Raw genomic sequence first — 19,645 nt, 5'->3', positions numbered from 1 at the left:
TGATAAAAGCTATCACGATAAAAGCCTTGGCTTGGTCAAAAACTAGCAACAATTTACAAACAATACACGATAACAAGAGAAAGGTATATGTTATAATAACTTAATCCTACATAGACTAAGTTAAGTTTCATTAACAATGCCTTGTAAGCCCATACAGTTCTTATAATATATCGAGGAAAATCCCATGAATAGTAAACTTTTAGCCACTGCCGCTATCACAGCGTTGTTAGCCACACAATTTGCCAATGCAGAATTGGTTATCTCGCAAAACGGTCAAACTCAAAAAGTTGGTGAAGCCGCAGCTCAACCTGCAGCGGTCACAAAAGCGCCTAAAACCGCCAAAGTAGAAAAAGTTAAGCCAAGCAACAGCACCAGCTACAAACTAGACCCAAACCATGCCAATGTACGTTTTGCCATTGACCATTTTGGCACGACTACCAATACCGGCGGATTTTACGGCTTAACCGGTGACATGGAATACAACCCTGCCAAGCGTATGGGCAGCATCAATGTTGATATTCCAGTTAATTCGTTAAATACGGGTAGCGAAGCGTTTGATAAACATCTCAAAAGTGGTGATTTCTTCGATGCTGAAAAATATCCAACCGCTAACTTTAAATCCACCAAATTCCATTTCAAAAATGGCAAAGTAACGAAAGTTGACGGTAACTTGACGCTATTGGGTAAAACCAATCCAGTTAGCTTAAAAGCCACTAAATTTAATTGCTACAACAGCCCAATGCTGAAAAATGCGCAAGTATGTGGCGGTGATTTTGAGACTACCATTGACCGCACCAAATGGGGCATGGATACCTATGTCAAAATGGGTTTTGCTAAAGACGTCAAACTCAATATCCAAGTTGAAGCGGTACAACAATAATTTTTTAGCAAACAATGAAAGTAATCAAAAAGATCAGCGTTGGCTGGTCTTTTTTTATGGCATTCTGATAGGGCATCTTTCAACCAAGCCAAGCGGGGTTTATAAGCGTGGTTTCATGGGGCTGCGGTTTGATACAAAACCATACAGCACTATACAAAACGTAAATTTACAGTAGCCACACATAGCTTCATAATTTCTCAAAAACCTATACACCACTTTATTTAATTTATTTTTGAGGAAAACTTATGAAATCATTCAATACTACAGTAAAAAACACCTTATTAGCCGCAGCGTTGGTGGTGGGTTCTGCCAATTTAACAGGGTGTGGTTATAACGCTATGCAGGCGCAAGATGAGCAAATCAACGCGTCATGGTCAGAAGTAGTCAACCAATACCAGCGCCGTGCTGACTTGATTCCAAACTTGGTCAAAGTCGTTGAGCGTTATGCCCAGCACGAACAGGCGACCTTAACCCAAGTCACACAAGCGCGTTCACAAGCGACGACTATCAATGTGAGCGCCGATGTACTCAATGACCCAGCGGCTTTCCAACGTTATCAACAAGCGCAAGATCAATTGGGCGGTGCGTTATCGCGCCTAATGGCGGTGTCAGAGCGCTATCCCGACCTAAAAGCGGATAAACAATTCCAAGAATTGCAAGCACAGCTTGAAGGTACCGAAAACCGCATTACCGTGGCACGTGGTCGTTATATCCAAGACGTTCAAACTTATAACACTACCGTACGTCAATTCCCAACCAATATTACCGCAAAAGTGTTTGGTATGCATACCCGCCCAAACTTTACCGTGGCCAATGAGGCGCAAATCTCCACCGCACCAACCGTTGATTTTGGCAATAACAATACCAACACCACCAACACCGCAAATGCGGGCGGTCAGCCAGTGCAAAACAATGGTAACACTGCCAATGCCGGTGGTCAGCCTGTAAATAATTCGGCTACCGCGACAGCGAAACCCTAATTCACAATTGTTAACTGTATGGTTAAAGGTTAACAGTGAAGAAGATTTTTTTAAATAGTCTGCCATCAGTCGGTGGCAGGCTCATTGGATAAGATTTGCATAAATTGTCAGACTGATTTTTTAATTTTTAAAATAGTTGTTGAATTGACTACATCATAATAAAAAAATTGCATACTTTGAGGAAACACAGGTGTCATTGAATATTGTAAAGACACAGCCCAATTTACATCGCTCGCATAAACAGCCGCAAAAATTGTCGTCTCGTTCTTTAGCCAAGCGGTTAGTAGTGAGTACGTTTACTGCACTGACGATGGGCATTGGGCTTGCGATGCCTATGGCTGCCGTTGCAGAAACTGCCACAGCGACAGCCAATTCCGCAACCGTTACCGCTAAGCCCACATTACAAGATCATAGTGTTGAGGACATGGTTGCGATTGCAAAAACCGCACAAACCAATGAAGCGCTTAATGATGCTGTACTCAATAATGATGCAATTAAAGAGACGTTAGGCAATGATGCACTACCGATACCAGGGATCAATAGTCAAGCAACTGGCAATCAGACCAATAATAATCAGGCAACAGCTACCGCCAATACCCAGACTACTAAGACGCCTAAACAGTCAACCCAAGCCTCTGTTGCCGCTGATAAACTAATCCTAAATAACCCTGTCATTGATGAAGCAAAAATTCTATCTGCCAGTGATAAACAAGCGATTGAAACTAAACTGCGTAGTCTTAATGACCGCGGTTTGGCGCAAGCAGCTGTAGTCATTGTGCCAACCACCAATGGCGAGGATATTTTTGACTATTCAATGAAGGTTGCTGACCGCTGGAAACTGGGCAAAAAAGACACCGATCAAGGGCTGTTGATGGTTGTTGCTGTCAATGACCGTAAAATGTACATTTTAACGGGCTATGGTCTTGAAGGTACCATTCCTGATGCCGTCGCCAAACGCATTATTAGCGATGATATAACCCCAAGATTTAAACAAGGTGATTATGCCGGGGGCATCACAGCGGGGATTAATCGCATTGAAGAACGCTTGACAACCGATCCGGCTATTTTAAAGCAAGCAGATGCCAATCGAGTCAATACCAATGCCAATAGCAATGCTCAGTCAAATCAAGAGGGCGGAATACCGCTTATCTTCCTAGGCTTTTTTGGCTTTGTCGCTGGTATGATTTTGACCAGTATATTAGGGCGCTTTTTTGGTTCGATTGCTACGGCAGGTGGCATTGTAACGCTTGGTACAATCTTTGGTGCAGGCTTATTGGGCAGTATGTTTGTCGCATTTATTGTCTTTTTATTTTTGCTATTTCGAGGTGGCGGTGGTGGTCGCGGTGGCAGAGGCGGCGGTGGGGTTGTCTTCCTACCGGGTGGCGGCTTTGGCGGCGGTGGATTTGGTGGCGGCGGCTTTGGCGGTGGTGGATTTAGTGGCGGCGGTGGCGGCTTTGGCGGCGGCGGCGCTGGTGGTGACTGGTAGTCAGTAATCGGCTAGTTATTAAAAAATTATTTTAAATTTACCCCTTATCATCAACTATATACTTCATTATTTTTTATGGAATTTTCATGAGCACAAATGACCCAATAACAGCAACGAATGGTGCCAACGAAGAAACCATTGCTTACACCTCGCCGATGGCGACAGTGACTTCCACTGTGCCAAGTTGGGCTAGATGGTGGCGTCAAGTTGCGTTTATACCTAGCCTGCACAATCGGTGGTTAACACCTACTGCCCAACAACAGCTAAATCAAGCAATTACCGAAGCTGAGCAAGGGCATCGCGGCGAAGTGGTGTTAGTGATTGAGAATCATTTGCCCATTTCGTCCGCACGGCTACAAAACAGCCGAGACAGAGCGATCGAAGTTTTTGGGGATTATCGCGTCTGGGATACGCAGGATAATACTGGGGTATTGGTGTATCTTAATATCTGTGAGCGGTGTCTGGAGATTGTCGCCGATAGAGGCATCAATAGCCATGTGATGCCAACCATGTGGCAAGCGATGTGCGACAAGGCTATCGAAGGTATTAAAGCCAATCGACACATTGATAGCTTGGTTGCGCTATTGGGCGATGTGGGGCAATTGCTTCGTCAATATTACCAATTAGACAATGACCCAAGCGGCAACGAAATCGCTGACAAGATGATTTTTATAAAGTAGTTTTAAACTTAATTAGCATAGTGCGATGATGCAATCCTACCAAAAGCGATGTTACCCATCGCTTTTTTTATTGCTCAGCTTTTAAGACCCAACAGTAAGCGGGTAAACTTCAAAATTTGGTATCAAGAATTATTGAGGATTATCTTTGCTGTGCTAAAAAATTGATTGAAGGCTCGATAAAGGAATCGACAAATTTTGCTAGGCGAAATGATAAAATTTTACATATAATGAAACCGACATACTGCCACTCAGCTTGTTAGACAATTACGCAGTTAGACAATTAGGCAATTAGACCAGTCGTCATGTTAACGATAAATCATTACTTATAAAAATTTTGAGGGAATCCCATGCCAACGCTCACCAATAATATTCCTGATAGTATCGGTCAATTTTATCTCGGTCAAGACGTGTACCCAGAGTCTACACAAGGTCAAGCAACCCTATATGATGCAGCTGACTTAACAACCCACGCGGTGATTATCGGGATGACGGGCTCGGGTAAGACGGGTTTGGGGATTAGCTTACTGGAAGAAGCTGCGCTGGATAATATTCCGGTGATTGCGATTGACCCCAAAGGTGACTTGGGCAATTTGGCATTGACGTTTCCAAATTTGGCAGCCAGTGACTTTGAGCCATGGATTGATAGCGGCATGGCAAGTCAAGCGGGTATGAGCGTGGCAGAGTTTGCCAAGAAAACCGCAGACAACTGGCAACAAGGGCTTGGCAACAGTTTTCAAACCCCGGAGCGTGTGCAAGCACTCAAAGCCGCCAATCGCGTTAGCGTCTATACCCCAGGTAGCGAGAATGGCTTACCGATTGCCCTACTTGGCAATCTCGTGCCGCCGCCCGATAGTGTCAAAAATGATGGCGAAAGCTATGCTGAGTATATCGATGCGACAGTGTCGGCACTGTTGGTGCTATTAAAAATCGATGGGGATAACCTTGCGCCCGAGCATGTGTTCTTGGCACAGCTACTTAAAAACGCCTGGGATAACAACCAAACTTTAACCTTGGTGGATTTGATTACCCAAATCCAAACGCCAGCGTTTGACAAAATCGGCATCCTGCCGCTGTCACAAGTATTTGCGGATAAAGACCGTGGCGCACTGGCGATGAAGCTCAATACGCTTTTGGCATCACCGAGTTTTGCTAGCTGGCTTAAAGGCATGCCGCTGGATGCTGGCGCACTGTTTTATGATAAAAATGGCAAAGCACAAACCAGTGTGCTCAATATTGCCCATCTATCCGATGATGAGCGTTTATTTTTTGTCACCTTGTTGCTCACCAATTTATTGGGCTGGATGCGCCGTCAGCAAGGCACCTCAACCTTGCGGGCAATTTTGTACATGGATGAAGTATTTGGCTATCTACCGCCGATTGGCAATCCACCGACCAAAGTATTGCTATTGACCCTACTAAAACAAGCGCGTGCATTTGGTTTGGGGATTGTGTTATCGACCCAAAACCCAGTGGACTTGGACTACAAAGCCTTATCCAACGCGGGTACTTGGTTTATCGGACGGTTGCAGACTGCCCAAGACCGTGAACGGGTGATGGATGGCTTGCTCTCTGCCAGCGGCAGCAGTGGACTGGACAAAGCGGCGCTCAATGCGTGGTTTGATAAACTCGGTAAACGCCAATTTTTGCTGCACAATGTGCATGACGCCAGCCCTCTGATTTTTAGCACCCGCTTCACGCTCAACTACTTATCAGGACCACTTAGCAAACAAGCCATAGCACAGCTCAAAGCCAATAACCAAGCCGCTGCCCCTACCGACCCAGCGCAAGCTCAAGCCACCACGCCTGCCATCAATCTATTAGCAAGCACCATAAGTCAGCCGCCGGCCTTGCCCAAAGATGTGGGCTTGTATTATGCCCCCAAAGACATGGCGGGCGATGGGCAAACCTTCTATGAGCCTACTGCCTTTGCCTATGCGCGGGTATTTTTTAATGACAAAAAATCAGGCGCCCAAAGTCAGCAGCAGCTATTATTAACCACCGCATTTGGTGAGCCGCCGTTGGTGGTAGATTGGCATCAAGCGATTTTAAGTGATTTGACCTTTGAGCAGTTACAATCGGCTCCGCACCAACCCGCTGTGCTCAAACAATTGCCTACCCAAGCGCTCGACAAGGCATCATGGAGAACTTGGGAAAAAGCGGTGAAAGAAGCCATCCGTCAGCAGCAAGTGTTAAATCTGTGGTATGTCGATAGTTTAAAGCTGTATAGCGAAGTGGCAGAGAGCGAAGACGCCTTCCGCAATCGGCTCATCGTACCGCTGCATGAACAGCGTGATATCGCCATTGCCCAGCTGCGAGATAGCTTTGCTAAAAAACAAGACGCGCTAGCCAAAAAACTGCAAGCCGCCAATGAAAAATACCAACAACAAGCCGCTGAATCGAGCAAAGGCTGGCTTGATGCAGGGGTCAGTATTGGCTCTGCGGTCTTAGGCGCGTTTATGGGGCGTAAAGCGTTGTCACAGACCAATATCAATAACGTCAAACGTGCCATGAACTCGGTGGGCGATATCAATGCCAACAAACAAACCGTCGCAGAGCTTGATGTGATTCGTCAGCAGCTGCAGCAGGAGTTAGACAGCATTGGGCAGCAGTTACAAAGCCAAATCGACACCTTAGCAACCACGTATGATGCTCAGTCAATAGCACTTGATACGGTACAGATTGCCCCAGCAGCGAAGGATATCACGGTGTTGTTGGTCGGCGTGTTGTATCAGCCGCTATAAACAGACGCAATATAAACCTTTTGACCCCATCAAATTTCGCGGAATGCGGTATGACCTCAACGTCTGAATACGAACAGCAAGCCCAATATTTTCTCGCCAACATCTATGCCAGTGGCAATGGCATCGCTGATGCCCATCATACTTATTAGGATATCTACTTGATGGTTTTTGATAGCCTTATTTTATTATCAAGCCTTTCTTATCAAAGCTATCTTGTGCAGCCTTTCATTGATGGCTTTTTAACAGCCATTGCTTTATTTTTCGCCAACTGCACCAATTATAATGCCTATGCGCCAAATGTAGCCAAAATGAGATACGCTGCGCCTAGGATGCGTTCACGAATTTGTAGGATGATTGACCTATAATGACAACACATTAAAAGGAAAATGCATGACACCCGTAGATATTATTACTAGTAAAGAAATGAGCGATATTGCACAAATTGTCAAACTTCATGATATTGATGTTCCCTTAGTCGCTGTGTATTGCGGCTCTCGCAAAGGCAATGACCCTGTCTATGTCCAATCGGCGCATGAGTTGGGTAGGGGGTTGGTTGAAGCGGGGTTAGGTCTGGTGTATGGCGGTGCGGTGATTGGCTGTATGGGCGCGGTTGCCGATGGTGTAATTGAAAAAAACGGCATTGCCGTGGGCGTGATTCCTGAATTTATGATGGATAGAGAAGTGGCGCATGGTGGGCTGACGCGTCTGCATTTGACCGATACCATGCATACCCGTAAAGCCATCATGGCAGAGTACGCCAGTGCCTTTATCACCTTGCCAGGTGGGCTTGGCACCCTTGAGGAAATCATGGAAATTGCCACTTGGCGACAGCTATATCAACATGAAAAACCGATGATTATTCTCAATATCAATGGTTTTTATGACAAATTGGTTGAACATTTACACTTTACCGCTGAGCAAGGTTTTATGAAACCAGAAGATTTACAGCGATTAATCGTTTGTAATACTGTCGCCGAGGCCATTGAACTACTCAAACCGATTGTCAATATGCCGGACACGCTGAATGTGAATAAAATCTAACCTTGTTAGCGACAAAAAAAAGACCTCAATTAAAGGTCTTTTTTTGTATCTTTTTTTTTATCAATCTTGTCTAGTCGAAAATCTTACCACGATTCATAATCCCATTGGGGTCAAAGACTTGCTTGATGGCGCGTAAATAATCAATTTCTTCGTCAGGACGGGTATAATTAAGATACGGCTTTTTGGTCATACCCACGCCATGCTCCGCTGAGATAGAGCCATTGTATTTTTGCACCGTTTCAAACACGTACTTGTTGACCACTTGGCATTTTTCAAAAAATTCGTCTTTGCTAAGGTTTTCTGGTTTTAAAATATTTAAGTGTAAATTACCATCGCCGATATGCCCAAACCAGCACACTTGAAAATCCGGATAGTTTTGGCTAACAATGGCATCGATATCCGCGATAAACTCTGGCACGCGGCTGATGAGCACGGAGATGTCATTTTTGTACGGGGTAAATACCGAGATGGTCTCGGAGATATACTCGCGCAGTTTCCATAGCTCTTGGGCTTGGTGAATCGATTGGCTCATCACCCCATCAAGCACCCAGCCTTCGCTCATACAGTCTTCAAAAATCTGCATCGCCATGTCCATAATCGGCTCGTAGGCCGCTTCAAATTCTAGTAAGGCATAAAACGGCGCATCGGTTTCAAACGGTTTTTGTACATGCCCTGTGGCAAGTAATTTATCAACTGCGACATGATCAAAAAATTCAAACGCGGTCAAATCCATTTTGCTTTGAAAGGCTGACAAGATTTGCATGATATTGGCAAACTCTGGCACACCAAGCACCATGACAGTTAGGTTCTTGGGCTGACGCTCTAGTTTGACTTGCACTTCAGTGACAATGCCTAAGGTACCTTCTGCCCCAATAAACAAATGACGCAAGTCATAACCGGTGGCATTTTTTATCATGCCTTTGTTCAAATGCAAAATATCGCCTTTACCTGTCACTACGGTAAGACCTAATATCCAGTTGCGGGTCATGCCGTATTTGATGACTTTGATACCGCCGGCATTGGTGCCAATATTGCCACCAAGCTGGCTTGAACCGGCTGACGCAAAGTCCACCGGATAGTATAACCCTTGACTGTCAGCAAAGTCTTGCAGCGCTTTGGTGACAATACCGGCTTCCACTTCCACCATACGGTCTGCAGGGTAGAAGCCCAATACTTGGTGCATTTTATCAAGGCTAATTACCACCTCGCCATTGGCGGCAACCGCCCCTGCAGATAGACCGGTACGACCACCGCTTGGGGTAATGACGATGTTTAGCGTATTACATAGCTTGACGATGGCTTGCACTTGCTGGGTGGATTTTGGGAAGACAATGGCGCTGGCATTGGGTTCAAAATGCTTGGTCCAATCTTTGCCCCAAAAGCCCAAACTGTCCGCATCGGTTTTGATTTGGCTGTCGTCAAATCCTTGCTGGCGTAGTTGTTCAATGAGCGTATTGATGGCGGTCTGATTAGCAGTCATGGTGTGGCTTTTACCCATATTTTTAGACAGATTGAAAAGGTTTTTGAGGCTCTATCATAGCATAACTAACGGCATAAATTTTGACAAAAACACTGGCGATTGATGAAGAATTTTTTACCCATAAGACAAAAAAATCATGCCATCTTGCGGGAATTTCACCACAAAAAACCCGGCAAGTGTGATAGGATAATTGACTAAAAATACTGACTAGGGGTTGTTATGGCACAAAATCTATCACTTGAGAAAGACAAAATCCGCTTTTTGATGCTTGAAGGCTTGCATGACAATGCGTTTAAAGTGCTGTCAGAGGCAGGTTATCACAATGTTGAGAATATCAAAACCGCCTTAGACCCTGAAGAGCTTAGCGAAAAAATCAAAGACGCCCATTTTATCGGCATTCGTTCTCGCACCCATTTGACCCGCGATATTTTAGAAAAAGCCGAAAAGCTCATCGCCATTGGCTGTTTTTGTATTGGCACCAACCAAGTGGACTTGGAAGCTGCCCGTGAACTGGGTATCCCTGTCTTTAACGCCCCTTACTCTAACACCCGCTCTGTCGCGGAGCTTGTCCTTGCCGAAATCATCATGCTGATGCGCGGTATCCCTGAAAAAAACGCGGTGGTACACCGTGGCGGCTGGAACAAATCTGCCAAAGACAGCTATGAAGTGCGCGGCAAAACTTTGGGTATCGTGGGTTATGGCTCTATTGGTACTCAGCTATCGGTACTCGCTGAAAGCCTTGGTATGAAAGTCATCTATCATGATGTGGTCACCAAATTGCCACTGGGCAACGCCACCCAAGTGGGAAGCCTAGAAGAACTGCTTGGTAAAGCCGATGTGGTCACCCTGCATGTGCCAGATTTGCCAAGTACGCGTAATATGATTACCGCCACAGAATTGGCGGCCATGAAACCAGGCGCGCATCTTATTAATGCGGCGCGTGGCAAATGTGTGGATATTGATGCGCTGGCGGCAGCCTTACAAAGCGGTCATATCTTGGGCGCGGCGATTGACGTTTTCCCCAAAGAACCAAAATCAGCGGATGAAGAATTTGAATCACCACTGCGCGCGTTTGACAATGTGATTTTGACACCGCATATCGGTGGCTCAACCCAAGAAGCCCAAGCCAATATCGGTCTTGAAGTGGCAGAAAAATTTGTGCGTTATTCTGATATGGGTGATACCGCAACCTCAGTGAATTTCCCAAATGTTAGTATGCCGCAAAAAGAAGGCACGCATCGTCTGCTACATATTCACCAAAACGTGCCTGGCGTGTTGTCACAGATTAACAAATCCTTTGCCGATGCCAATATCAATATTTTTGCTCAAAGCCTGATGACGGAAGAAGATGTGGGGTATTTGGTGATGGATGTGGGTAGCGGCGATTCTGCGCAAGCGGTTGAAGCACTCAAAAATATCCCAGAAACCATTCGGGTGCGGGTGTTGTTTTAATTTTTAAATCTGAATAAAAAACCAACTTATCAAAGTTGGTTTTTTATTTTAGTTCTTAAATAATTATTATTATTTTTTTTCTACTTCAGCTATTGGTTGCCAGTTTTCAGGAAGAAAACTTTTTATCAGTGTATTTTGTCCGTAATCCACCATCTGTCCCCATAAATACAATACGAATAAAGCTAACAGTACACCACCCATTATTTCATTGTCGCTTGTTTCAGAATCATTTTCCATATTACTAGTAGGTCTAGCCATAAATGCTCCAAAAGATTTTCCACAAATAGCTGTGAAAAGAACCATAGTTGCATAAAATAAAATATTATTCAAATTATGCAAACTGACACTATCTAAAATTTTGGGTGGATTAAGATTTAAAAAGATATAACTTAAAAATATTGATAAAGTTGCTAAAATTATAGAAATAAAAAATGCAAAAAAACCATTAATTTTAGCTGATAATCTAGAAAGAGTTGACGCAAATGTTGTCACAAACAAAAAGAACGCCATACTAACCATCATATTACTAACATTAAAAGCTGCGGAAAGGTTCCCAGGGTCTGTTACTTGAGATGATGAATTTGCTTGTAACTGAGATAATAGCCATGTAATAATGCCAAAAATTAGAGATGCGACTCCAACCGATATACCAATAAAATTAGTCTTTAACTCATTAATTGCATTAGATTTAAAACCCATTAAACCCCCATTGTAGCATGAAGTCAAAAGTCAAAGGTTTATTGACAATTATTGAGAAATTATCCAGACACATCCAATAAGATTGGATAATTTCTCAGGCTTAAATAAGCATTACTTCGCAATCTTTTTATATTTCATGCGTTTTGGCTCGGCATCCGCGCCCAACTGTTTTTTGCGATATGTTTCAAACTCCGAGTAGTTACCATCAAACCAAATCGGACCTTCATCCTCAAACGCCAAAATATGGGTGGCAATACGGTCTAAGAACCAGCGGTCATGCGACACCACCATCACCGTACCTGGGAACACTTCCACCGCATCTTCAAGCGCGCGCAACGTCTCAACATCAAGGTCGTTTGATGGCTCATCGAGTAACAGCACGTTTGCCCCTTGCTTTAAGGTTTTGGCAAGTTGCAGACGGTTACGCTCACCACCCGACAGGCTGCCGACCAGTTTTTGTTGGTCTTGACCTTTAAAGTTAAAGCGTCCGATATAGGCACGGCTAGGCGTGGTGTATTCGCCCACGGTAATCATATCAAGACCGTCGGAGACCTCTTCCCACACGGTTTTTTTGTCGTCTAGCTCATCACGCACCTGTCCGACATACGCCACTTTCACTGATTCACCGACTTCAACTGTGCCTGTATCTGGCTTATCTTTACCTGTAATCATATTAAATAACGTGGTTTTACCTGCACCATTGGGTCCGATAATCCCCACAATCGCCATCGGAGGTACAGTGAAGGATAGGTTTTCGTATAGCAAACGGTCACCAAATGATTTACTGATGTTGTTGACTTCAATGACTTTGTTGCCAAGACGTGGTCCTGGTGGAATGTAGATTTCGGCAGTTTCGTTACGCTGTTGGAACTCTTTGGAGTTCAACTCTTCAAAGCGTTGCAAGCGAGATTTGGACTTGGCTTGCTGACCTTTTTGGTTTTTACGCACCCATTCAAGCTCTTGTTTCAGCGCTTTGGCAAAGGCTTCTTCTTGCTTTTGCTCTTGCTCTAGGCGTTTATTTTTTTGCTCAAGCCATTCGGTGTAGTTACCTTGGTAAGGGTAACCATAGCCACGGTCAAGCTCCAAAATCCACTCGGCAACGTTATCAAGGAAATAGCGGTCATGGGTAATCGCTACAATAGTGCCGCTATAGTCTTTTAAGAAATGCTCAAGCCAAGCGACTGATTCGGCATCCAAGTGGTTCGTTGGTTCGTCCAGTAACAGCATATCAGGTTTGGATAGCAATAGACGGCAAAGGGCGACGCGGCGTTTTTCACCACCCGATAATTTGCTCACGTCAGCATCCCACGCGGGTAGGCGCAGCGCATCGGCGGCTTTTTCTAACTGGTTGTTTAGGTTATGGGCGTCCCATGCTTGGATGATGTCTTCCATCTTGCCTTGTTCGGCGGCAAGTTTGTCAAAGTCGGCATCGGGTAGCGCATATTCACCATAGATTTCATCAAGGCGCGCCAATGCATCTAAGGCTTCACGCACACCGTCTTCCACATTGCCACGCACGTCTTTGGCAGGGTCTAGCTGCGGTTCTTGGGCAAGGTAGCCAATCTTGATACCCGCTTGCGCACGCGCTTCACCGTTATACTCGGTGTCCACGCCTGCCATGATTTTAAGAAGTGTTGATTTACCGGCACCGTTGAGACCCAGCACGCCGATTTTTGCACCGGGGAAAAAAGACAAGCTAATGTCTTTTAGGATTTCCCGTTTGGGTGGAACAATTTTTGATACCTTGTTCATGGTATAAATATATTGAGCCATGTTCTTCCTGTTTAAGTTAGCTAATAGCAAGTGAAGGTAAGGCGTATCATCCACGCCAAAAAATTTGAAAAATGGTAAGATTTAACCGCTTATTATCGCATTGTTAACGGGGTGGGGCAAGGCAAAAGCCTAGGGAAAATCATTTGCAAACCCCATACCGAATAGGCAAAAACTTTTACAAGTCATGGACAGTGGCTGTGCTACTATCAAATGGTAAATAACCAAGCGACAAATAACCAAGTCACAGATAGCATAGTAAAAAAAAGAATACACAAGGAGACAACCATGTCGGATTTACAATTATCGATTCACCATAACGAACAATCACAACGCTTTGAAACCACCGTTGATGGCACTACTGCCTATATAAGCTATGTGGATAATGGTGATGTCATCGTATATGACCATACCATTGTGCCAGACGCGATTGGCGGGCGCGGCATTGCAGGGGAGCTCACCAAGCACGCGCTAGACTATGCCCGCAAGCAAGGTAAAAAAGTAGTGCCAGCCTGCTCTTACGTGGCAAGCTATCTGCAAAAGCACCCCGAATACAGTGATTTAAAAGCTTAAACTTTTATTAATGGGTCAATACGCCAATAAAAAAACCACATAGGTTGATGTGGTTTTTTTATAGTTAGGGTTTGCTCATTATTTTTTCTTGGTAGGTCCAAGTAGCATACCCATTTGACGACCTTCAACTTTCGGTTGTTGTTCAACATTGGCAACATCGGTTGTATCGGCAATGACTTTTTCAAGCTGCTGCAAGCCAATTTGTTGGTGAGCCATCTCACGACCACGGAAGCGAATGGTGACTTTGACTTTGTCTTGGTCTTCCAAAAACTCACGGATTTTACGAAGTTTGACTTGATAGTCGGCTTCTTCCGTACCAGGACGCAATTTGATTTCTTTAAGCTGCGTTTGTTTTTGGTTCTTTTTGGCTTCTTTGGCTTTTTGTTTTTGGTCGTACAGATATTTTCTGTAGTCCATCACTTTGGCAACAGGAGGCTGAGCGTCTGGTACTATCTCGACCAAATCCAACTCAGCATCACGGGCGGCCTGCAAAGCCGTTTTTATATCCACAACACCAACTTGTTCGCCGTCTTCTTTGACTAAGCGTACCTCTTTGGCACGAATTTCCTCGTTGATGTCTAATCGGTTTGAACTCTTAATAATACTTACTCCTACGCTGTTTTTGATTTGACGCGCCCTTTTTGGGCGGTCGCTTGGTTAACCAAGTCGATAAAGGCGTCGATACTCATCACGCCAAGGTTGTCACCTTCGCGAGTACGGACGTTAACTTGGTTGCTTTCTACTTCTTTATCACCCATGACAATCATATAAGGAATACGTTCAAGGGTGCGTTCTCTAATTTTAAAGCCAATTTTCTCATTACGCAAATCGGTGATCACACGAAGTCCGGCTTGATTCAATTGTTCGGCGACTTTTTGACAGGCTGCCGCTTGGTTGTCGGTAATATTCATCACCACGACTTGCTGCGGTGCAAGCCAGACTGGCATCCAACCGGCGTAATGCTCGATGAGCATACCGATAAAGCGTTCAAATGACCCCAAAATCGCACGGTGGAGCATTACAGGGCGCTCACGTTCGCCTTGCTCATTGACAAACTCCGCACCTAGTCGTTCTGGCAGGTTAAAGTCAAGCTGCAGTGTACCGCATTGCCATACGCGGCCAAGACAGTCTTTAAGGCTAAACTCGATTTTTGGCCCATAAAATGCGCCTTCACCTGGCAGATACTGCCAGTCAAGCCCGGCATTATCCAACGCATCTGCTAAGTCTTTTTCTGCCAAGTCCCACAGTTCGTCAGCACCGACCCGTTTTTCTGGGCGAGTCGAGAGTTTCATTTGCACGTCATCAAAACCAAAGTCTTTATACACATCAAGGGTAAGCTTGATAAAGTCTTGGGCTTCTTGTTTGATTTGCTCATTACTACAAAAAATATGGGCGTCATCTTGGGTAAAGCCACGTACCCGCATGATGCCATGGAGTGAACCTGACGGCTCATTACGGTGGCATGAGCCAAACTCAGCAAGACGCAATGGCAAGTCACGGTAGGATTTTAACCCTTGATTGAACACTTGCACGTGACACGGGCAGTTCATCGGCTTAATCGCATAGTCACGTTTTTCACTATGGGTGGTGAACATCATGTCGCCATAATTTTCCCAGTGACCTGATTTTTCCCATAGGCTTCTATCGACGATTTGCGGGGTTTTGATTTCAAGATAGCCGTTATCTTTTTGTACTTTGCGCATATACTGCTCAAGCACTTGCCACATCGTCCAGCCATTGGGATGCCAAAACACCATGCCAGGCGCTTCTTCTTGCATGTGAAATAAATCAAGCGCCTTACCTATTTTACGATGGTCGCGTTTTTCCGCTTCTTCGATACGCTGAATATAAGCTTTTAGGTCTTTTTTATCTGCCCAAGCGGTACCGTAGATACGTTGAAGTTGCTCGTTTTTGGCATCACCGCGCCAGTAGGCACCACTCATTTTGGTGAGTTTAAAGGCTTTTAGGAAACGGGTGTTGGGCACGTGTGGTCCACGGCACATATCGACGTATTCTTGGTGATAGTATAAACCCATTTGAGTTTCATTCGGCATATCTTCGATAAGACGTAGTTTATAAGTCTCGCCACGGTCTTGGAATACTTTGATAACCTCGTCGCGCGGTGTCATTTTTTTGATAACATCGTAATCTTGGTTAATCAATTGCGTCATGCGCGCTTCGATTTTTTCCATGTCTTCTGGCGTAAACGGGCGCTCGCTGTAGATATCGTAATAAAAACCCTCTTCAATCACAGGACCGATAACCATCTTCACTTCAGGATAGAGCTGTTTGACAGCATGACCCAGTAAGTGAGCGGTCGAGTGGCGAATGATTTCCACACCTTCCTCGTCTTTTGGCGTGATGATTTGGACGGTTGCGTCTTCGCTAATCGGGTCACACGCATCAACTAATTTACCGTTGACACGTCCTGCAACGGTGGCTTTGGCAAGCCCTGCGCCGATGCTTTGTGCCACTTCCATGACTGACGTTTGTCCATCAAATTGTTTAATATCGCCGTTTGGTAAGGTAATGGCTACCATAATTGCTCCTGTTGTCCTTTGGCAGTGATGACCGTTACTATCGGTCATGTAACCGTGAGAGATGGGAATAAAAAAAGGGAAAAACTTTGCCCATCCAGACTTACCGTGTCTAGATAGGCATTACAATCCCATGAATTCGTCGCTTTGCAAAAAGCGTAAACAAGATATTATAGCAAATTGCGGTGATGAAACCAACTTGCTGATTGAATTGCTTGCAGTGATGACAGAAAATGAGGCAGCTCACGATAGCCGTGTAAAAAAATACTGTAATAGTCGACAGCTAATGATTGGTATCTGCAATTTGACTGGGTGTCTTGACACTAAGCTGTGGGGTCTTTAGCCGAACAAGTTACAGGAATAATCTAGATTACCCATGCCAAAACTTATATAACTACAGGATAGTGAGTGCTATGCTTCATAACAATACGATTGATTAAGGGCATTTTTATGTCAGTTGATTTTTCCAACACATTAATTGTGGCGGTCTCTGCCACGGCATTGTTTGACCTATCAGAGTCTGAGCGGTTTTTTCAACAAGCGTTAACCGAAGATCCAGAAACGGCGATTGATAAATTTCGCAGCTATATGATTGAACGCGAAAATGACCCACTGCAAACCGGGACGGGTTATCCGCTTATCAAAGCCTTACTCAATCTCAATCAGCATTGTGCAGCCGATGACAAGGGCGAGGGCATCGCTGCGCCTATGGTTGAAGTGGTGATTATGTCAAAAAACAGCCCAGATACCGGCATTCAAGTATTAAATGCGCTGCGTAGTCATGGACTACCGATTAGTCGCTCGGCATTTACTTCAGGCGAAGGGGTGGCGGATTATGTGGCAGATTTTAAGGTGGATTTGTTTTTGACCACCAATCATGACGATGCCCAGCAAGTCACCGATGCAGGCGTGTGTGCCTGCGCGATTTTAGATGCACCGCCCATTGATATGAAAGAGCTAGACACCAATCAGCTACGCATTGCATTTGATGGCGATGCCGTGTTATTTGATGAAGCAGGGGAGCTATTGTCTCGCCAGCAAGGACTCAAAGCGTTTCATGATTATGAAGCCAAAATGAGTGATGTGCCGATGAATAAAGGCCCGTATGCGGATTTTTTAATTAAACTCTCTAAACTACAAAAACGCCTGCCTGCTAAAATCAAGCATCCACCGATTCAAATTGCACTGGTGACCGCGCGCAATGCGCCTGCTGATTTGCGCGCGATTAAGACATTACGTGATTGGGGCGTCAATGTGGATTTGGCGTTCTTTTTAGGTGGCTTAGATAAACGCCATGTACTGCAAACCTTTGCCCCGCATATTTTCTTCGATGACTCCATTCATAATTACGAATCTGCTAAAGGCGTAGTACCTTCAGGGCTAGTGCCTTATAGTTCAAAATCAAAATTGTATGTCAAACAAGCGGATGCCGCGGCAACCCAAAACCTGGTTGAAATTCATCAAGGATAAAATTCATAAGTTTTATAAAAAACCCAATATAAAAAAATACCGCTTATGGCAAGCGGTATTTGTTACTGAACATTGGATTAGTGGTCAGATGCACCTGACGCACCGATACCGGTTAATGAACGTACATACTGTGCATCAAAGCCTTTTCTATCTAACTCAGCGCGTGGTGAGTTGTCAGTGATAGACGCGATCCACGCTAGAATGAAGGTCACAGGCATACTAAATAATGCCACGTTTTTGTATGGGAAAGCAGGTGATTCGTGTTTCATGATATCTACCCAAACCGCAGGTCCTAAGATAATCAGTAACACTGCGACTGCTAAGCCGCCAAACCCACCGATTACCGCACCACGAGTGGTTAGACCACGCCAGAACATCGCTAACAAAAGAATCGGGAAGTTAGCGGATGCCGCGACCGCAAATACCAAACTTGCAATGAACGCAAGGTTTTGGTTTTCAAAGATAATACCGGTCACGATTGACAATAAACTTAATGCAACCACGGTAATTTTTGATGCACGCATCTCTTCTTCAGGTCTCGCTTGACCTTTTCTGATAACACTAGCATACAAGTCATGGCTGACCGCTGAGGCGCCTGATAACGTCAAACCTGCCACAACCGCTAGGATAGTTGCAAAAGCAACAGCCGAGATAAAGCCTAAGAATAAGTTACCACCCACGGCATGGGATAAGTGAATCGCTGCCATGTTGGCACCACCGATGAGTGCTTGTGAGCTTACGCCATCTTTAACCACTGTCGTGAAATAATCTGGATGTTCAGCTAAGATAACGATGGCACCCAAGCCAATAATGACAATTAAGAAGAATACGTATGAAATACAGCTTGCTGCCACCAACACTGATTTACGCGCAGCTTTGGCATCTGGCACCGTAAAGAAACGCATCAATACGTGTGGTAAACCTGCTGTACCAAACAATAGACCCAAACCTAATGAGATAGATTCAATGGGGTTATTAACCAACTTACCAGGCGACAAAATTGATTCGTGTTTGCTATGGGCAGCGACGGCTGACTTGAATAAATTTTCAAAACTAAAGCCAACATGGTTCATTACCATAAGGGCCATGAAAGTCGCACCTGACATCAGCAAAATAGCTTTGATAATCTGCACCCAAGTGGTGGCTAGCATACCCCCAAACAATACGTAAACCATCATTAATACACCAACGATGATAACTGCGTAAATATAATCTAATCCAAATAATAATTGAACCAATTTACCCGCACCAACCATCTGCGCAACCAAATATAGTGCAACGACGACCAAGGTACCGGATGCAGCAAAAATACGTACGGGGGTTTGGGAAAAACGATAAGATGCCACATCTGCGAAGGTAAATTTACCCAAGTTACGCAAACGTTCAGCAATTAAGAATAAAATAATTGGCCAGCCAATCAAGAAGGCTAGGGTATAAATCATGCCATCATAACCGACGGTAAAAACCATACTCGATAACCCCAAAAAGGTTACCGCTGACATATAGTCCCCGGCAATGGCGATTCCGTTTTTGGTACCTGAGATACCGCCGCCCGCGGTATAAAAGTCGCTAGCGGTCTTGTTTTGTTTTGACGCCCAGTAAGTAATACCGAGTGTTGCCAAAACGAAAATCAAGAACATGATAATGGCTGAAATATTCAGCGGTTGTTTTTTTACTTCGCCTTCAAGGGCACCCGCTGCCCATGCTGGCATCTGTGCCATCAGACCCATTAGCGTCAAGCTTGCGGCGGTTGAAACCTTGCCGATACGCTTGCCCAAGCCTTTAACAGTCACGCTGTTATACTGTTGTTGTAACATGCCACCCTCCATGGTGTCAAAACTGATGTCAGAACTGAT

Annotated in this window: 15 protein-coding genes; 9 read left to right on the top strand and 6 right to left on the bottom strand. The window is 44.8% G+C overall.

All coding sequences use genetic code 11. The features are described from left to right. Window positions 1-184 precede the first annotated feature (184 nt). From RTS10_RS08025 to RTS10_RS08000, 6 genes are all read left to right on the top strand, one after another. Window positions 185-880 carry a YceI family protein gene (locus tag RTS10_RS08025; RefSeq protein ID WP_219332005.1) on the top strand — a complete coding sequence of 232 codons (696 nt, stop codon included), beginning with the start codon at window positions 185-187 and terminating at the stop codon, window positions 878-880. 245 nt (window positions 881-1,125) lie between these two features. After that, complete coding sequence (locus tag RTS10_RS08020; RefSeq protein ID WP_219332004.1) at window positions 1,126-1,860, top strand: LemA family protein; 735 nt, start codon at window positions 1,126-1,128, stop codon at window positions 1,858-1,860. Window positions 1,861-2,050: 190 nt separating this feature from the next. Then, window positions 2,051-3,346, top strand: coding sequence for a TPM domain-containing protein (locus tag RTS10_RS08015; protein WP_312539895.1), 1,296 nt, complete (start codon window positions 2,051-2,053; stop codon window positions 3,344-3,346). A 155-nt stretch (window positions 3,347-3,501) separates the two neighbouring features. After that, window positions 3,502-4,026, top strand: a complete 525-nt coding sequence (locus RTS10_RS08010) for a TPM domain-containing protein (RefSeq protein ID WP_312116723.1) — start codon at window positions 3,502-3,504, stop codon at window positions 4,024-4,026. 347 nt (window positions 4,027-4,373) lie between these two features. Next, window positions 4,374-6,767: an ATP-binding protein gene (locus RTS10_RS08005; RefSeq protein WP_312539894.1), complete on the top strand. Its 2,394-nt coding sequence runs from the start codon at window positions 4,374-4,376 to the stop codon at window positions 6,765-6,767. A 390-nt stretch (window positions 6,768-7,157) separates the two neighbouring features. After that, complete coding sequence (locus RTS10_RS08000; protein ID WP_156652272.1) at window positions 7,158-7,808, top strand: LOG family protein; 651 nt, start codon at window positions 7,158-7,160, stop codon at window positions 7,806-7,808. Between the two features lie 70 nt (window positions 7,809-7,878). Here the strand turns inward: RTS10_RS08000 and RTS10_RS07995 are convergent, their stop codons facing one another. Next, window positions 7,879-9,288, bottom strand: coding sequence for an FAD-binding oxidoreductase (locus RTS10_RS07995; protein ID WP_257619716.1), 1,410 nt, complete (start codon window positions 9,286-9,288; stop codon window positions 7,879-7,881). Window positions 9,289-9,507: 219 nt separating this feature from the next. On the opposite strand from RTS10_RS07995, the gene serA reads away from it, so the two are divergent. After that, window positions 9,508-10,740: a phosphoglycerate dehydrogenase gene (serA, locus tag RTS10_RS07990; protein WP_138017899.1), complete on the top strand. Its 1,233-nt coding sequence runs from the start codon at window positions 9,508-9,510 to the stop codon at window positions 10,738-10,740. 69 nt (window positions 10,741-10,809) lie between these two features. On the opposite strand, the gene RTS10_RS07985 is transcribed toward serA, so the two are convergent. Further along, the gene (locus RTS10_RS07985) at window positions 10,810-11,439 is read right to left on the bottom strand and encodes a hypothetical protein (RefSeq protein WP_312523774.1); all 630 of its coding nucleotides are present in this window, start codon (window positions 11,437-11,439) and stop codon (window positions 10,810-10,812) included. A gap of 111 nt (window positions 11,440-11,550) precedes the next feature. After that, window positions 11,551-13,212 (bottom strand): energy-dependent translational throttle protein EttA, encoded by a 1,662-nt coding sequence (gene ettA, locus RTS10_RS07980; RefSeq protein ID WP_060995255.1) that lies wholly within the window; start codon window positions 13,210-13,212, stop codon window positions 11,551-11,553. 285 nt (window positions 13,213-13,497) lie between these two features. On the opposite strand from ettA, the gene RTS10_RS07975 reads away from it, so the two are divergent. Next, the gene (locus tag RTS10_RS07975; protein ID WP_144918633.1) at window positions 13,498-13,782 is read left to right on the top strand and encodes a GNAT family N-acetyltransferase; all 285 of its coding nucleotides are present in this window, start codon (window positions 13,498-13,500) and stop codon (window positions 13,780-13,782) included. Between the two features lie 78 nt (window positions 13,783-13,860). Here RTS10_RS07975 and infC read toward each other — a convergent pair whose 3' ends face one another. Further along, window positions 13,861-14,358: a translation initiation factor IF-3 gene (infC, locus tag RTS10_RS07970; RefSeq protein ID WP_172460503.1), complete on the bottom strand. Its 498-nt coding sequence runs from the start codon at window positions 14,356-14,358 to the stop codon at window positions 13,861-13,863. 35 nt (window positions 14,359-14,393) lie between these two features. Then, window positions 14,394-16,322, bottom strand: coding sequence for a threonine--tRNA ligase (gene thrS / locus RTS10_RS07965; RefSeq protein WP_239741373.1), 1,929 nt, complete (start codon window positions 16,320-16,322; stop codon window positions 14,394-14,396). 447 nt (window positions 16,323-16,769) lie between these two features. Between thrS and RTS10_RS07960 the strand changes: the two genes are divergently transcribed. After that, on the top strand, window positions 16,770-17,789 hold the full coding sequence (locus tag RTS10_RS07960) for a 5'-nucleotidase (RefSeq protein WP_312539893.1): 1,020 nt from the start codon (window positions 16,770-16,772) through the stop codon (window positions 17,787-17,789). 77 nt (window positions 17,790-17,866) lie between these two features. Here the strand turns inward: RTS10_RS07960 and RTS10_RS07955 are convergent, their stop codons facing one another. Beyond that, window positions 17,867-19,519 carry a cation acetate symporter gene (locus RTS10_RS07955; protein WP_312539960.1) on the bottom strand — a complete coding sequence of 551 codons (1,653 nt, stop codon included), beginning with the start codon at window positions 19,517-19,519 and terminating at the stop codon, window positions 17,867-17,869. Window positions 19,520-19,645: the final 126 nt, after the last annotated feature.

This window comes from Moraxella sp. CTOTU47616, assembly GCF_032017465.1.
Taxonomy (GTDB): domain Bacteria; phylum Pseudomonadota; class Gammaproteobacteria; order Pseudomonadales; family Moraxellaceae; genus Faucicola; species Faucicola tetraodonis.
This window is presented reverse-complemented; position numbering and strand designations above follow the sequence as displayed.

What these genes read in the sequence shown, in the direction of transcription:
- RTS10_RS08020 (WP_219332004.1), top strand. Translation starts at nt 1,126, where the DNA reads ATGAAATCATTCAATACTACAGTAAAAAACACCTTATTAGCCGCAGCG.
- RTS10_RS07985 (WP_312523774.1), bottom strand. Translation starts at nt 11,439, where the DNA reads ATGGGTTTTAAATCTAATGCAATTAATGAGTTAAAGACTAATTTTATT.
- serA (WP_138017899.1), top strand. Translation starts at nt 9,508, where the DNA reads ATGGCACAAAATCTATCACTTGAGAAAGACAAAATCCGCTTTTTGATG.
- RTS10_RS07960 (WP_312539893.1), top strand. Translation starts at nt 16,770, where the DNA reads ATGTCAGTTGATTTTTCCAACACATTAATTGTGGCGGTCTCTGCCACG.
- RTS10_RS07995 (WP_257619716.1), bottom strand. Translation starts at nt 9,288, where the DNA reads ATGACTGCTAATCAGACCGCCATCAATACGCTCATTGAACAACTACGC.
- RTS10_RS08025 (WP_219332005.1), top strand. Translation starts at nt 185, where the DNA reads ATGAATAGTAAACTTTTAGCCACTGCCGCTATCACAGCGTTGTTAGCC.
- RTS10_RS07955 (WP_312539960.1), bottom strand. Translation starts at nt 19,519, where the DNA reads ATGGGTCTGATGGCACAGATGCCAGCATGGGCAGCGGGTGCCCTTGAA.
- RTS10_RS08000 (WP_156652272.1), top strand. Translation starts at nt 7,158, where the DNA reads ATGACACCCGTAGATATTATTACTAGTAAAGAAATGAGCGATATTGCA.
- RTS10_RS07975 (WP_144918633.1), top strand. Translation starts at nt 13,498, where the DNA reads ATGTCGGATTTACAATTATCGATTCACCATAACGAACAATCACAACGC.
- thrS (WP_239741373.1), bottom strand. Translation starts at nt 16,322, where the DNA reads ATGGTAGCCATTACCTTACCAAACGGCGATATTAAACAATTTGATGGA.
- RTS10_RS08010 (WP_312116723.1), top strand. Translation starts at nt 3,502, where the DNA reads ATGGCGACAGTGACTTCCACTGTGCCAAGTTGGGCTAGATGGTGGCGT.
- ettA (WP_060995255.1), bottom strand. Translation starts at nt 13,212, where the DNA reads ATGGCTCAATATATTTATACCATGAACAAGGTATCAAAAATTGTTCCA.
- RTS10_RS08005 (WP_312539894.1), top strand. Translation starts at nt 4,374, where the DNA reads ATGCCAACGCTCACCAATAATATTCCTGATAGTATCGGTCAATTTTAT.